Genomic DNA, 15,051 nt, shown 5'->3' on the forward strand with positions numbered 1-15,051 from the left:
GTTGTTTTTGCGGGCGAAGACCGACTTTGCAAACCGGTGCCCTTTGGCACCGTCGCTGCCCCGCATCGCAGTTTTGCTTTCGCTCACCCTTGTACTCTCCGGCTGCCATAAAAAGCAGCAGCATGTCGCTCGTCGTCCACCGCCACCACCGATCACGAGTCAACGCTATCCCACGGTCGCACGACGCCCTGTGCCTCCCGTCATCCTTCACGATCCTTCGGAAGATTCGAACCCCAGCGGCCACGCTCCACAACCGCACGTAGACAACAACAGCGTCTCCTCTTCCGAGACCGGCCTGGCTAGCTGGTATGGGCCGCCGTACCATAACCGCACCGGAGCCAACGGCGAGATCTACGACCAGAACGCCATGACGGCCGCGCACCGCACACTGCCCATGGGCACCATCGTGCGCGTGACGAACCTTTCTACCAATCAAAGCGTCACGGTGAAGATCACCGACCGAGGCCCCTTCGTACAGGGACGGATCATCGACTTATCCCTGGCTGCCGCGAAAGAGACTGGTCTCTACCGAATGGGCGTGGCAAAAGTCCGTGTCGAAGTCTTCGCCGCACAGCGTCCGCTTACCGGCGGAAAGTGGTGCGTGCAGGTGGGCGCCTTTCAGAACGAAGGCAATGCCAATAAGTTGAAGTCCGATCTTCTTCGTCGTTACGAGACGGCCAAGGTCATCGAATTTCCGGGACCCACCGGCCACTGGGTGCGCATCAATCCTGCACTGAACGACCGCGCCCATGCCACCCAGATTGCCGACAACATCCGCACCGCCGAACCCGACGCGCAAGCCTACATCGTTCGCCTGGATTAGAGGTTCTTCGGAGAAACAGATCCCTTCGCTACGCTACGGATGACAAATACTGGGCTGCACCGCTAATTTGTGCCCCATTCTTTCGCGCTCTTTGCGAAAGGGTGGGGTAAGTTGGTCGCTCTTCGAGCGAACGATGCGCTTTGCGCATACCCACACATCGCAAAGAACGCGATGTATGGGGCACCCGGCTTTGAGTTTCCTAAGGAATCTGTTTGTGCGCTCCGCGCGACCCCACCCTTTCGCGATGAAGCTGCGAAAGAATGGGGCACAAATCCTACAGCTACAGCCACCCCTTGGCCCGAGCCATCCTTGCCGCATCGATCCGGTTCACCGCACCCAGCTTACTCATCGCCTCGGAGAGATAATTCCGTACGGTCCCCTCACTCAATCCCAACTCCCGAGCCACCTCTGCCGTCGTCCGCCCCTCGCCCGCGCGCAGGAGAATCTGCCGCTCCCGCTCTGTCAGCGGATCCACCTCGCTCCCCCAGGCCTCCGCGGCAAGATCCGGATCGATCACGCGCAGACCGCGATGCACACGCCTCACCGCGTCCGCCAACTCAGCCGCCGGTCTATCCTTTAGCAGATAGCCGAGGACACCGCTCTCCATCGCACGCCGCAGATAGCCTGCGCGCGCAAACGTCGTCAGCATCACCACGCGCGTCTTCAATCCCGCTTCGCGTACCGCCGCGGCAAGCTCCAGCCCCGTCATCTCCGGCATCTCGATATCGGTCACCAGCACATCGGGCGGCTCCTTCAGCATCATGCGCAGAGCCTCACGGCCATTCGCCGCCTGCAGATGCACCTCGATATCCGCCTCTGCATTCAGCAACGAAGCCAGAGCCCCACGTACCATACCCTGGTCTTCCACCAACATCACACAAATCTTAGGCACTGAACCCTCGCTGTCTACTCAACCAAGCCGACTTGCTAACTCGATGACTACTGACTCGCTTCAAAGCGGCATCTCCACAACGAGACGCATACCACTCGCGCCATCCAGCAGCAACTTCCCGCCCAGCATCTCTACTCGCTCGCGCATGCCCTTCAGACCAAATCCGCCATGACCATCACCACCCACACCATCATCCGACACGATCATCCGCACCGTCTTGCCCGCAACGTCCACGCGGAGCGAACACTGCGAAGCATGCGAGTGCCGCACGACATTGGTCACGGCCTCACGTACACCGAGCGTTAAAGCCATCTCCTGTTCACGCGAGAGCAGAGTCGGGAGCGTCACGGGATCCATTCCCTGCTCGCAGGCAATGCCCGCGGAACGCAAGACATCTTCGGCCTTCTCCAACTCCGCTGCCAGCCCATGCGAACGGAAGCCGAGCACGGCCTCGCGTACCTCCGCCAAAGCCTGACGCGCGGAGGTCTGAATCTGTCGAACTTCCTCTGTGGCCTTCTCGGGATCTGTCGCAATCAAGCGCTCTGCAACCTGCGACTTCAGCACGACCAGCGTGAGCGTATGCCCGAGGACATCGTGCAGATCGCGCGCGATGCGTTCCCGCTCCGCCGTCTTCGCCAGACGCTCCACTTCGCTCTGCGCCATCAGCAGCTTGCGATCCGCTTCTGCCTTCTGCGCGAAGTGCAGATTTGTCAGAGTCACGATCACCGTGAAAAATGTACCCACGCCAAAGTTCCACGGGGACAGGCCCAGCACAAGCCCCTCACTGACAATCAGGGCCACCTGCAGCAGCAGAATCCTGATCACCGCATTTGCGTCTTTCATGATGAAGGGCAAGGACGCCAGCGAAAAACAGAACATACCCGAGGCGCTCTCGCTGAAGGGCACATACAAAAACGGCAGAATAAACAGTGCCACGAGCACCGCGATCCGCACGTGCCCGCGCACAAACGGCACCGCAACATACAGCGCAAGAAACAGCACATACACGAGCGCAAACCACATCCAGTGCGTCACAGAATGCCGCTCAATTGGATCGATGAAAAAGAACAGCGTGTAAGCCAGCGCCAGATGACGCTGGAATAATCCGCCTTTCTTTTTCTTCTCCATGTCGCACTCACTCCCTACCATCGACTACCCTTTCGCCGCGTTCCGCCGGAACATCACCGCCGCCAACACCAGTGTCACCACACTAAACGCTGCGAGCCAGACCCAGTGCATAAGAATGCTATCGCTACCCGGTAGACCGTCGTAGTTCTTCAACGGCGAACCCGCTGCAAACAACTCTACCCGCGCCAGGTGATACGTCGGCCACATTGGTGCAAGCTTCTGCAGACCCGTCGGAAGATTCTTCAGCGGCATCCACAACCCGCTCAGGAAACTCATGGGCAGATAGATCAGGTTGACCACGCCCGTAGCTGAGTTCGGCGGGATGATCATCGCCAGCAACAGCCCCAGCGACGCAAATGGCACCACGCCGCCCATCACCGCCAGCGCCATATGAAAGACCTGCGTTCCCGTCAGCACGACTCCGCCCATCGTCTTGCCGAGTGTCAGCAGAATCGCAAAGATGATCAATCCAAATGCCATCGCCGTCAGGAGCTTCGCACAGAGATAAGTCCAAGCTGGCATCGGGCTCGCCTGTTTTAGCTCCAGCCATCCCAGGGTCCGTTCACTCGCCAGCGTTACGCTGACCCCAAACAGCGAGCACCCCACCAGGCCGAAGACCGTATACGTCGCGAGCAGATAGCGCGCCACCTGTTCGCCACCCAGGCCATGCGAGTTAACGATCCCGAAGAGCAGGTAAAACATCACGGGGAAACCGATCGTCGCGAGCGAAAAAGACTTTGCACGCGCCAGCCGTAGAAACTCCACCTTCGTTTCCATCCCGAAAATCGTCGCAGCACTTGCCATCACAGCACCTCCTTCTCAGCCGTCAAAGCCAGGAACGCATCTTCCAGTGCGGGACTTGAGACCTCAAGTCCACTCAGGCTCGCATCTTCCGCGAGCATCCGCCGCAACACCTCTTCGGCCGCCAGCGTCGTTACCACGGTTACGGTGTCGTGCATCTCGGCTTCGGTCACAGCGGGCCATCGCTTCAACTCGGCTACGCTCAACCGTGTCACGCACTTGATTTTGCGTCCAGCTACATTTCCTTTGATCTCGCGCGGCGTTCCCTCGGCCACAATCTCGCCTGTCCGAATCACCACGATCCTGTCCGCGAGCGAATCCGCCTCTTCGAGATAGTGCGTCGTCAACAGAACCGTCTTGCCCGCATCGCGCATGCGGCGGACCTCAGCCCACACTGCATGGCGCGCCTCGATGTCCATGCCCAGCGTGGGCTCATCCAGAAAGATAAGATCCGGATCGCCGCACATCGCCAGACCGAATAAGACTCTCTGCCTCTGTCCGCCGCTGAGCGAACCGAGTAACTTGTTCTCAATCCCCTTCAGGCCGGCGCGCTGGACTATCTCGTCGTAGGCCATCGGCTTCGGATAGTAACAACGGAATAACTCGACATACTCGCGCGCTTTGACTGTATCCGGCACCTTGGAGACCTGTAACATCGCGCCCATACGCATGCGCGTCTGCGCTACTTTGGGCGAAGCTCCAAAGACTTTCGCCACACCTGTCGTTGGTTGTAACAAGCCCAGGAGTAACTTGACAGCTGTTGTTTTACCCGCCCCATTCGGTCCCAGCAGGGCGACAACCTCTCCGCGCCGCAACGTTAGCGAGACATCCCGCAACGCTACATGTTGTCCGTATCTCTGGGTTACACCCACCAGCTCCGCCGCCACATCCTGCATCGCGAACCTCCATCCAGCGTTTTTATCTTCCCACTAGCGTTTCGCGCATGACAGTGCATTTCGTCACGGATCGCGCATGACATTTGTCAGGCTTTCCGCCTTTGTGCCCCATTCTTTCGCAGCTTCATCGCGAAAGGGTGGGGTCGCGCGGAGCGCACAAACCGGATCTGTCCGGAAAGCAAAAGAAAGCGGATCCCTTCGCTTCGCTACGGGATGACAAAGAGAGGCAATATCAGTCGCGCCATGTAAATCAGATATCTCCCAAATCAACTTCGCTTTTCGTCCACAAATGATGGAACCGAGAAACAAAACTCTGCGTACATGACGAATGTCATCTTCCATTCCTGACATTTTCCACTGTTGTGCTCCGCCACTGTTCCGCATTCTTAGGAAATAAGGACACCGCCGTGAAACTTCCAAACCATCACGCAGTCCAAAAGGCCACCATGAACAAATTAGCCATTGCATTCCTTCTCTTCTCTGCCGCCGCATCCGCGCAAAACTGCGCACACCTTACTGGCACTGTGCGCGATGGAAACGGAGGAGCCATTCCCGGCGCCGCACTTACGCTCGATGATGTGGCGATGAGACCCGCTGATGATGAGGGCCGCTACACTCTGCCGTGCCTCACTCCCGGCAATCATCATCTACACATCGTTGCCGACGACTTCGCGCCTTCCGACGTCACACTTACCGGTCGCGCCACGACGCTCGACATCGCTCTGCGCCTTGCTGAGGTCGACCAGTCCATGGAAGTCGGCGAGAATACCGAGTCCGGCCTTAATAACCAGGAGACGGGCGGCTCCAAGACACTGAGCAAAACCGATCTCGCTGGCTTGGCCGATGATCCCGACGACTTCAAGCGCGAACTACAAGTACTCGCTGCAGCCGGCGGCGGCAACCCCGGCAACGCGACCATCTCTGTCGATGGGTTCCAGGGCGCGGCTGCGATGCCCCCCAAAGGCTCCATCGCCTTCATCCGCATCAACCCCGATCTCTTCTCTTCGGAGTACGGCAGTCCTCCTTATGAAGGCGGACGCATCGAGATCTTCACGAAGCCCGCCGCAGGGCGCATCCACGGCTCATTTTTTACCACGTTCTCGCAGCCCTTCATGAATGCCAGCGACCCCTTCGCCACGTCGAAGGCGCCACTGGGCAAGCACCGTTATGGCTTCGATCTCTCCATGCCGATCAAGCCCAACAAGTTTGACCTATCGCTTAACCTGGAAAAGCGCGATATCGATACCTTTGGCGTCGTCAACGCCGTCACGCTCGACGCGAACAAGAACATCGCCACGACGATCTATAACGTCCCCACGGCGCAGCATCTCTGGATCGCCTCCGCGCGCTCCGGCGTGCAGTGGAACAAGCAGAACCTCTCCACCTTCAGCTACTCCGCCAACGTCAATCACTTTGAAAATGTGAATGCCGGCGGTACCGTTCTGCAGGAGGCCGGATACGACAATCAGCGCTCCGATCACTCCATCCGTGCCACGCTCGTCTCCACCCTTTCACCGCGCATGGTGCACGAAGGCCGCATCGCCTTCAACTTCGGCACCACCACCAACACGCCGAACTCCACGGCCCCCGCGCTCAACGTCGCGGGCGCTTTCACCGGCGGAGGCGCTCCCGCGGGCCCGAGTCGCCTGACGGAAAACAATCTCGAAGTCAACGACGATGTCCTCTACTCACGCGGCAAACACAGCTTCAAAGCGGGCATCATCTCCTTCGTCTTCTTCGATCGCAACAGCATGCCCTCCGGCTTCAACGGAAGCTACACCTTTGGCGGAGGAACGGCGCTGCCGCTCGACGCCAACGGCAACCCCACCAGCACAACGCCCGTGCAGATCACCGGTCTCGAACAGTATCGCCGCGCTCTCCTCGGCTACCAGGGCGGCGCTGCCACCATCTACACCGTCACCACAGGTTCTCCCATCGTCAACTTCACACAGGTGCGCTCGGCCATCTATCTGCAGGACCAGTGGAAGGTGACGAACCGCTTTCAACTCGCACTTGGCCTGCGCTACGCTATTCAGAACGACCCCAGCACATGGAACTCCCTAAGCCCGCGCGTTGGTATGTCCTGGTCGCCGGACAAGAAGCAGAAGCTCGTCCTGCGCGGTCGCATAGGCCTCTTCGCCAGTCCCTACCGGACGGATGTGCCCACGCAGATCATTCGCCTGGATGGCATACGCCAGACTCCCGCCACCTTTTACAACGCAACGTATGGCAACCCTACCTCGGGTCAAGCGGGTGCGTTGATCTCCACCCGCTACACGATTCCGCAGCACATGTCCCAGGCACCCTCCGTGCAGAGCCACGTTGCCGTGGAGTATGAGTTTCCCCGCCACTGGAACTTCCAGGCCAACGAATACTTTGTCCGTGGATGGGATATGACACGCATTCGCAATATCAACGCGCCCATCAATGGTTCGCCCACCGGGCCACGTCCCTTCGGCGCCGATCAGAACATCTATCAGTATCAGCAGAGCGGAGTAATGAAGGGGACTGTCACCTTCCTCGGTCTCGATCAGCACTCTCTCAAGCGCCTGCAGATCTTCCTCGGCTACCTGCGCCTGGATCTTCGCTCCAACGCGGAGACCACTTCCACCCAGCCCCAGTCCACCTACTCCGACGCAGGCGAGTTCGCGCGTCCCACGTGGTTGAATACGCATCGCATCTTCGCGATCAATAACATCAACCTCCCTTACAAGCTCGCGCTCTCGAACCAGTTCAACGCGACCTCCGGCGGCATAAATAACATCCTCACCGGTGCGGACAACAACGGCGACGGCGTCTTCAACGACCGTCCCAACTATGCCTCCGGCCCCGGCACAGGCGTCTACGCTACCCGCTTCGGTCTGCTTACCGCACCGAATAGTCCGCTGGCCACTGGCACCGCAGTCAATCGCAACCTCGGCACACTTTCCTGGACGATCAATCTCGACACGAACCTCAGCCGCACCTTTGTGCTCAACTCCAAATCCGCACAGGACCACCAGCAGAGCATCGCCTTCAACCTGCGTTCTGCGAATCTTTTGAATCACACGAACGTCAACGCAGCAGGCAATGTCATCGGCTCGCCGCTCTTCGACAAACCTCTCCTCGCCGACCCCGGACGCCGCGTAGAGGCCGGCATCCGCTACAGCTTCTAAGAAAAACCGTGCCCCATTCTTTCGCGGTTTCATCGCGAAAGGGTGGGGTCGCGCGGAGCGCACAAACCGGATCTACAGGGGAACCAACACCAGAAGCAAAAGCAGATCCCTTCGCTACGCTACGGGATGACAAAGATTGAAGACTGAGGGACGCGAAACCCTCATCGAACACTACCGGATTTCAAAGGTAAAGACATTCGCACCACCATGATTCAACGGAGAGCAAACCATGCGCAGCCTAGCCACAACGATCCTCCTTGCAGCACTCACAGCCTCAGCTCAGAAGCCCGCTCCACCCATTACCCCGGTCCAGATCTCGTACCGCTACTGGCCTGAGCAGTTCGTCCAGTTCGTCACCGGAACCGAAACGCCATACTCCATGTTGGAGTTCGACGTCGATCAGAAGACCTACGATCTCGTCCTCACCGACCGAGCGACGAAGAAGCGCATTCACTACGCCAGCGATGAGACCATCGCCGCGCAGGACCGCGTCTCCGGCGATGAAGCCTATGTCACCAAGGTCCTCTTCGAACGCCCCGAAAACGCGGGTAAAGACGCTACATATAACCTGCGCACCGTGCTCCACGACAACAGTCCGCTGGAGTGGCGCTTCATCCAGGGCTCCGAGATGATGGAGCAGGGCGGTGGTCTTTCGAAGCTCGCCGAGATTCCCGTTCCCGTGCTTGCCTATCGCGAACAGAGTGCCGTCGCGGGAGACGGCACCGCGCTCGTCGTCGGCAAAGCCGTCTCTCCTGCCGAGATGTGGACCGAGATCTCTAAGCCGCCCTACTTTGTCGCTTGGCGTGGGGCGTATTCCATAAGCGCGACTACTGTCTCCCTCGTCCCCGGTAAGCAGACATGGAAGATCGACAGCGCACCCGACACCATCGCCAGCGGGGCCGTCTGGAAGCTGAGCAATGACGCGGGTCGCACGCGCACCCTCACCATCAAGAAGCTCGACGGCGCCAACGCCACCATCCTCGATCAGGACTCGGCTGTGAGCACGTACAGCCGGATCGTCACCGCAACGACAACGCCCACCGGTTGGCAGATCAACAGCGTCCACTACATTCCCCATGATGAAGAAAAGCATGCGTTCACCGTGAGCTTCACGCCAGCGCTTGGTAGCGGTACTTCCACTGCGGACTTCGTCCTCGGCAAGAAGAACAAGATTGCCACGGCCACTGTCGAAACCGCCGCCACCTCCTCCAACCTCACGATGAAGTCTCCGGACTGGATCAAGGGCAAGGCCATCTCCACGCAGATCATCCCCTCGGATGGCGCCGTCACCCTGGTCTCGATGCCGAAGAAATAAAACTTTCGCAGAACGAAAAGAGCCGCCTCAGCAACGGAGGCGGCTCTTTTATTTATTTCTTACAGAGAGATCAGATCACGCGGCTATGCCGGTATCCACCGTCGTCCAGAGCGGCAAGAAGCTGTTCGATCTGCTCCTGTCCGCGTGTCTCCATCGTGATATCGATCGTCGTATCGCCGAGATTCACACCGTAGTACGCGCGGTTATACAGCGTGTCCACGATGTTCACACGATGCGCCGCAATGAGCCGCGTCAGCTCCTGAAGAGCGCCGGGCTTGTCCAGAAGATGAATGCGCAGGCGGATCAGACGGCCATCCTTCACAAGACCGCGCTCGATGATGCGCGAGAGCAGCGTGACATCGATGTTGCCGCCGCAGACCAGAACGCCGACGTGCGCGCCTTGAAGGCTCGTCTTCTTCTGCAGTAAAGCAGCCAGCGCCGTAGCGCCAGCGCCTTCGGCCAGCGTCTTTTCGCGCTCCAGCAGAACAAGAATTGCGGACGCAATCTCATCCTCATCGACGGTTACGATCTCGTCGACATACTTTTGCACCAGCGGAAACGTGACGTCTCCCGAACGCCGCACCGCGATGCCGTCCGCAATCGTCGTCGCCGCCTCCAGCGTCACGGGATGACCCGCCTGGATCGCGACCTGCATCGACGCCAGCCGCGCCGTCTGCACACCCACGACGCGAATCTTCGGATTGCGCTCCTTCACCGCGCACGCGATGCCCGAGATCAATCCCCCACCGCCGATGGGCACCACGATCGCTTCCAGCTGCGGCACCTGCTCCAGCAACTCCAGCCCGATCGTTCCCTGTCCGCTGATCACGGCCGCATCGTCGAAGGGATGAATGAACGTTAGCCCCTCCGCATCGCAGAGCCGTCGCGCCTCGGTATACGCAGCATCGTAATTCGCGCCATGCAGAATCACGTTCGCGCCAAAGTTTCGCGTCGCCGTGACTTTCACCAGAGGTGTCGCTTCCGGCATCACAATCGTGGAGGCAATGCCCCGCGCCGTCGCGTGATAGGCCACGCCTTGGGCGTGGTTTCCCGCACTCGCGGCAATGACGCCGCCTTTTTTCTGCGCCTCGGTCAGTGTCAGAATACGGTTGAGCGCTCCACGCTCCTTGAACGCACCGGTCATCTGCAGGTTTTCCAGCTTGAGATACACCTGCTGCCCCGTCAGATCCGAGAGCATCTGCGAGTGCGGGCACGGCGAGTAATAGATCGATCCAGCGATGCGCGCGCGCGCCGCCTCTACGCTTGCAAGCGTGACGCCTGCCTGGTCTTGCTCCTGAGAACTCATCCTCTAACGATAGGCGGCTTTCGTCATGATTGCCACTCGTGGGACTCTCACTCTGCAACAGGAACGCGCTTTAGACCTTCGCGTTCGCGAGGCATCGCTCCATATATCCATTCATCTGGCGGATCTCGCTGAGCTTCATACCTGCCCACAACCGCTCCCCGATACGCGCTGCCGCGGCCTCGCCACGCGCCAGCAGGGCCTCTCCCTTCGCCGTCAGTTCGGTCGTCACAATGCGGTCATTCGTGGCGGACTTCGCGCGCCGGATCCACTTCTCCCGTTGCGCCCGCGTCAGCAAAGTCTGGGCCGTCTGCGGTGTGACTTCGCACATCCTGCTTAGCTCCGCGGCAGAGACGCCCGACTTCTGCCTTACCGCATGCAGCAGCCGTAGCTGCGCCAGGGAAAAATCCGTATCGCGCAGCTCCTCTTCCAGCAGTCCGCGATACGCCACAAGGAACGACCGCATGGCCTTCGTGCATCGCCGCGTCTCTTCTGCCCGTGTCTGTGTCTTTGCTTTACCCATTAGATCAGCTTACTGATACTCTATATCAGCTATCTGATATGGCAAATACCCTGACAGAACCCGTCTGGAAACCGAAACATAACCAGTGGCTCATCGCGCTCACGGTGACGATCGCGACGTTTATGGAGGTGCTCGACACCTCCATCGCCAACGTGGCGCTCCCGCACATCGCGGGTTCGGTGGGTGCCAGTTCGGAAGAAGCGACATGGGTCCTGACCAGCTATCTCGTCGCCAGCGCCATCATTCTGCCCATCTCCGGCTGGATCTCCAATCGCATCGGGCGCAAGCGCTTCTACATGACCTGCGTCGTCATCTTTACCATCTGCTCCGTGCTGTGCGGTCTGGCCAACACGCTTCCGCTACTGATCGTCGCGCGCATCCTGCAGGGGTTGGGTGGTGGTGGTCTCGCTCCAAGCGAACAGGCCATCCTCGCGGACACCTTCGACATCTCGAAACGCGGACAGGCCTTTGCCCTCTACGGCACCGCTGTCGTCATCGCCCCGGCCATCGGTCCCACGCTGGGCGGATGGCTGACGGACAACTTCAGCTGGCACTGGATCTTCTTCATCAATCTGCCCTTTGGCCTGCTCTCGCTCTATCTCAGCAACATCATGGTGGAAGATCCGCCAGAGATCACAGCGCGCACCAAGCGGCGCGACCCCATCGACTTCGTCGGCCTCTTCAGCGTTGCGATTGGCGTCGGCCTCCTCGAGTACACACTCGACAAGGGACAGCAAAAAGACTGGTTCAGCGATCCCTGGATCCGTACCGCCGCTATCTCCGCAGGGGTGCTACTCACTTTCTTTGCGTGGTGGGAGTGGCACCACCCGGACCCTGTCGTGGATCTAAAGCTGCTGAAGAACCGTAACTTTGGTACGGCTGTCTTTCTCCAGCTCATCCTTGGCATGGTGCTCTTCGGAAGTACGGTGCTCATCCCGCAGTATCTGCAGAGCATGCTGGGATACACTGCGGAACGTGCGGGCATGGTGCTATCCCCTGCAGGCTTCGTGATGATGGTGATGATGTTCGTCGCCGGTCGCACGCTGGGCAAGGGAGACCCTCGCCTGATGGTGATGCTGGGATACATCGCCACGGCGGCGGGGCTCTACAACCTCACGCGGCTCGACCTGACCACCAGCTTTAATACCGTCACGGTCTGGCGCATGTTGCAGGTCGTCGGCCTGCCCTTCATCTTCATCCCCATCAGCACCCTCAACTATGTCGGCGTGCCACGCGAAAAAAGTAACCAGATCTCGTCGCTCTCCAACTTTGCGCGAAATATCGGCGGCAGCGCGGGCACTGCACTTCTGACGACGTTCATAGCACGCCAGTCCCAGATCCACCAGATGCAGCTCGCCTCCAACATCTCCGCAGGCGGCTACGCGTATCAGGCTTTCGTCGCCCGTTTCCAGGCGGTAGCCAGTGGAACCGCGGGCACAGCCCAGGCCGCGATGGGGCAAGTCTATCAACGGATGATCCAGCAGGCGACGATGCTCGCCTACCAGAACGCGTTCTATGTCCTGGCCGTCACCGTATTTTTCCTGTCACCGCTTGTATGGATCATGCGCCTGCCGCCCAAGACAGCCAAGATCGATCCAGAAGCTTTGGGCGGACACTAGCTCCGCGCGCGGAAGCGGTTCGCCTTCAGGAACTCTTCGCGCAGCTCAGGCGTTCGCAGATTCTCGCGCATATGCTGCAGCCGCTGCTCCAGCGCCAGCAGCGTATCCGCAATCGGCTTCTGGTTCGTCATCGCAACATCCCGCCACATGCTGAACGGGCTTGCTCCCAGTCGTGTCATCTCACGGAGAGCCCGTCCACCAATGGCGCGCAACGCTTCATCGTCGCCGATCTGGTCCTCAAGCACAGCCGTCATCGCCGTTGAGACCATCTGCGGCAGATGTGAGACCCATGCGCACAACTCATCGTGGCGCACAGGATCGATGTCGATCGGCTTCGCGCCAAACTTCTCCACGAGGTCGCGCCAAGTCGTCTCCAACGGAGTCGGTTCATGCAAAGGGGTAAAGATCCACGGCGCATTTTGAAATAAATTCGCCTCGGCGAGAGCAGCTCCGCCTGATTCTTTCCCAGCCATGGGATGGCCGGGAAGAAACTGCTTCGGAAACAGTGATACTCCACGCGCGGCGATCTGCGCCTTGGTGCTTCCCGTATCAGTCACCATCGCATCGGCGGAGAGATGCGGCTGAATGCGCCCCATCCAATCGAGGATCGCCAACACCGGCACAGCCAGAACGACGATCTGCGAACCGGCAATCGCGGCAGCATGCGCTTCAGGATTGCGCGCCGTTGCAGTGATGGCACCGATGCGCTCGGCGGTTTCAAGTTCTGTGCCGCTCGCATCGATGCCTGTAATCGTTCCCGTAAATCCTGTGGCGCGCAACGCCAGCCCCACCGAAGCACCGATCAGACCGGTGCCGATGAGGGTAATGTGTTCGACCTGAAGCGTTGCGTCCACGAGTTAAAAGGCCAGATGCTGCTGGAAGAACCGCAGCGTACGCTGCCGCGCTTCATGCGCCGCAACCGAATGGTAAGCCGTCGGATCGACGTCGCGATTGAAGGCATGGCCCGCACCCTCATACGTGAAGAGTGGGATCGTCGGATGCTTCGCTTCAATCGTATTCACGATCGAAAGCGGAATATGCTCGTCCAGCTGACCGTAGTGCAGCATGACGGGGCACTGCGGCTTTTCGTCGAGGAACTTCGGCACCGCTGCGCCGTAGTAGCCGACAGCAGCACGCACGCTCGGCAGACGGCACGCGGAAAGCCACGCCACCGTTCCGCCAAAGCAGAAACCGACAACACCAATTGCGTTCGAGGTCTCAGACTCCAACCAGTCGATCGCTGCCTGCACGTCCGCCATCGCAAAGTCTAAGTTGATCTGCGACGCAAGCTCCTTCGCGTGCTTCCAGCCCGCTGCATCGTAACCAAGTTCAACGTTGCGTTCGTACCGGTCGAACATCGCGGGCGCAATCGAAAGATAGCCTTCGCGCGCATAGCCATCCGTTACCGAACGGATATGCTCGTTGACACCAAAGATCTCCTGCACTACGACAAGCGCGCCTCTTACTTCACCGGCGGGCCGTGCCACGTAACCCGAGAGTTCGTGATTATCCTCTGTGATCAGTTCGACGACTTCGGACATATTGTTACTCCTAAAAACTGTTGGACTACTTCTTACTGTTAACGTTACGTCCCACGATGGGAGCGAGCTTTTCCAGTTGATGGACGAGGTCCGTCAGCTGCTGCGGGAAGAGCGATTGTGCACCATCGCTCATCGCCTTGTCCGGATTGGGATGCATCTCCATGAGCAGACCATCCGCACCCGCAGCCACCGACGCAAGCGCCATTGCAGGAACGAACTCACGCTTTCCGACACCGTGCGAAGGATCCGCAAAGACGGGAAGATGCGTCAGCTTCTTCAGAACGGGGACCGCCGAAACATCCATCGTATTGCGCGTATACGTCTCGAAGGTACGGATGCCACGCTCGCAGAGGATGAGGTCGTAGTTGCCGCCGGAGAGGATGTACTCTGCCGAGAGCAGAACTTCTTCAATCGTAGCGGCGATGCCGCGCTTCAACAGTACCGGCTTGCGCACATGGCCAAGCTCGCGCAGAAGATTGAAGTTCTGCATGTTGCGCGCGCCCACCTGGAAACAATCGATGTACTCCAGCATCGGCTCGATCTGCGAGATCTCCATGACCTCGGTGATGACGAGCAGACCCGTCGCATCGCCCACTTCGCGTAACAGCTTGAGGCCTTCGATACCCATGCCCTGGAAGCTGTAGGGCGAAGAGCGCGGCTTGTACGCGCCGCCACGGAGGAACTTGCCGCCTGCGGCCTTAACCTGCTGCGCGGAGAGCAGGATCTGCTCGCGTGACTCCACCGAGCAAGGTCCAGCCATCACGACGACTTCTTCGCCGCCGACGACCACACCGTTGGGAAAGGTGATCTTTGTGCCTTCGGGGCGGAAGTTGCGACCCGCAAGCTTATACGGAGAAGAGATGCGATAGGCATCCTGCACGCCGCCGAGCACCTTGAACTCGTCCACTTCAAACTGCGCCGGGGTGCCGACACCGGCGAGGATAATCTGGGTCGCGCCCGTTGTGCGATGCACGTTGAATCCGAGCTCCACCATGCGCTCAATCACGGTCTGGATATGCTCTTCGGTGGCTTGGTCCTGCATTGCGACGATCATG

14 protein-coding genes are annotated in these 15,051 nt (G+C 59.4%); 4 read left to right on the top strand and 10 right to left on the bottom strand.

Going from position 1 to position 15,051, the window contains the following annotated elements:
- The first annotated feature begins 1 nt into the window (after position 1).
- On the top strand, positions 2-823 hold the full coding sequence (locus ACIPR4_RS19190; RefSeq protein WP_013570330.1) for a septal ring lytic transglycosylase RlpA family protein: 822 nt from the start codon (positions 2-4) through the stop codon (positions 821-823).
- Positions 824-1,103: 280 nt separating this feature from the next.
- On the opposite strand, the gene ACIPR4_RS19195 is transcribed toward ACIPR4_RS19190, so the two are convergent.
- The 5 genes from ACIPR4_RS19195 to ACIPR4_RS19215 all read right to left on the bottom strand — a co-directional run bounded on the left by ACIPR4_RS19195 (position 1,104) and on the right by ACIPR4_RS19215 (position 4,882).
- Positions 1,104-1,715 carry a response regulator transcription factor gene (locus ACIPR4_RS19195; RefSeq protein WP_013570331.1) on the bottom strand — a complete coding sequence of 204 codons (612 nt, stop codon included), beginning with the start codon at positions 1,713-1,715 and terminating at the stop codon, positions 1,104-1,106.
- A 60-nt stretch (positions 1,716-1,775) separates the two neighbouring features.
- Positions 1,776-2,843 carry a sensor histidine kinase gene (locus ACIPR4_RS21925; protein WP_013570332.1) on the bottom strand — a complete coding sequence of 356 codons (1,068 nt, stop codon included), beginning with the start codon at positions 2,841-2,843 and terminating at the stop codon, positions 1,776-1,778.
- Positions 2,844-2,867: 24 nt separating this feature from the next.
- A complete protein-coding gene (locus tag ACIPR4_RS19205) occupies positions 2,868-3,647 on the bottom strand; it encodes an ABC transporter permease (protein ID WP_013570333.1) in 780 nt (259 codons plus the stop codon).
- The gene (locus ACIPR4_RS19210; protein ID WP_013570334.1) at positions 3,647-4,540 is read right to left on the bottom strand and encodes an ABC transporter ATP-binding protein; all 894 of its coding nucleotides are present in this window, start codon (positions 4,538-4,540) and stop codon (positions 3,647-3,649) included. Before ACIPR4_RS19210 ends, ACIPR4_RS19205 begins: the two co-directional genes overlap by 1 nt.
- Before the next feature lie 63 nt (positions 4,541-4,603).
- Positions 4,604-4,882: a hypothetical protein gene (locus tag ACIPR4_RS19215; RefSeq protein ID WP_041586204.1), complete on the bottom strand. Its 279-nt coding sequence runs from the start codon at positions 4,880-4,882 to the stop codon at positions 4,604-4,606.
- A 104-nt stretch (positions 4,883-4,986) separates the two neighbouring features.
- Here ACIPR4_RS19215 and ACIPR4_RS19220 point away from each other — a divergent pair, with 104 nt between their 5' ends.
- The gene (locus tag ACIPR4_RS19220) at positions 4,987-7,695 is read left to right on the top strand and encodes a TonB-dependent receptor (RefSeq protein ID WP_013570335.1); all 2,709 of its coding nucleotides are present in this window, start codon (positions 4,987-4,989) and stop codon (positions 7,693-7,695) included.
- Between the two features lie 229 nt (positions 7,696-7,924).
- Positions 7,925-9,010: a hypothetical protein gene (locus ACIPR4_RS19225; protein ID WP_013570336.1), complete on the top strand. Its 1,086-nt coding sequence runs from the start codon at positions 7,925-7,927 to the stop codon at positions 9,008-9,010.
- Positions 9,011-9,080: 70 nt separating this feature from the next.
- On the opposite strand, the gene ACIPR4_RS19230 is transcribed toward ACIPR4_RS19225, so the two are convergent.
- A complete protein-coding gene (locus tag ACIPR4_RS19230) occupies positions 9,081-10,316 on the bottom strand; it encodes a threonine ammonia-lyase (protein ID WP_013570337.1) in 1,236 nt (411 codons plus the stop codon).
- Between the two features lie 70 nt (positions 10,317-10,386).
- Positions 10,387-10,836 carry a MarR family winged helix-turn-helix transcriptional regulator gene (locus tag ACIPR4_RS21930; RefSeq protein WP_013570338.1) on the bottom strand — a complete coding sequence of 150 codons (450 nt, stop codon included), beginning with the start codon at positions 10,834-10,836 and terminating at the stop codon, positions 10,387-10,389.
- A gap of 38 nt (positions 10,837-10,874) precedes the next feature.
- On the opposite strand from ACIPR4_RS21930, the gene ACIPR4_RS19240 reads away from it, so the two are divergent.
- Positions 10,875-12,455 (top strand): DHA2 family efflux MFS transporter permease subunit, encoded by a 1,581-nt coding sequence (locus ACIPR4_RS19240; RefSeq protein WP_013570339.1) that lies wholly within the window; start codon positions 10,875-10,877, stop codon positions 12,453-12,455.
- Here ACIPR4_RS19240 and ACIPR4_RS19245 read toward each other — a convergent pair.
- The 3 genes from ACIPR4_RS19245 to aroF are packed head-to-tail and all read right to left on the bottom strand — an operon-like array spanning position 12,452 to position 15,050.
- Positions 12,452-13,309, bottom strand: a complete 858-nt coding sequence (locus ACIPR4_RS19245) for a prephenate dehydrogenase (RefSeq protein ID WP_013570340.1) — start codon at positions 13,307-13,309, stop codon at positions 12,452-12,454. The genes ACIPR4_RS19240 and ACIPR4_RS19245 overlap by 4 nt on opposite strands.
- A 3-nt stretch (positions 13,310-13,312) precedes the next feature.
- Positions 13,313-13,996, bottom strand: coding sequence for a dienelactone hydrolase family protein (locus tag ACIPR4_RS19250; RefSeq protein ID WP_013570341.1), 684 nt, complete (start codon positions 13,994-13,996; stop codon positions 13,313-13,315).
- A 25-nt stretch (positions 13,997-14,021) separates the two neighbouring features.
- Positions 14,022-15,050, bottom strand: coding sequence for a 3-deoxy-7-phosphoheptulonate synthase (gene aroF / locus ACIPR4_RS19255; protein ID WP_013570342.1), 1,029 nt, complete (start codon positions 15,048-15,050; stop codon positions 14,022-14,024).
- Position 15,051 lies beyond the last annotated feature (1 nt).

It is taken from the genome of Terriglobus saanensis SP1PR4 (assembly GCF_000179915.2).
Classification (GTDB): domain Bacteria; phylum Acidobacteriota; class Terriglobia; order Terriglobales; family Acidobacteriaceae; genus Terriglobus; species Terriglobus saanensis.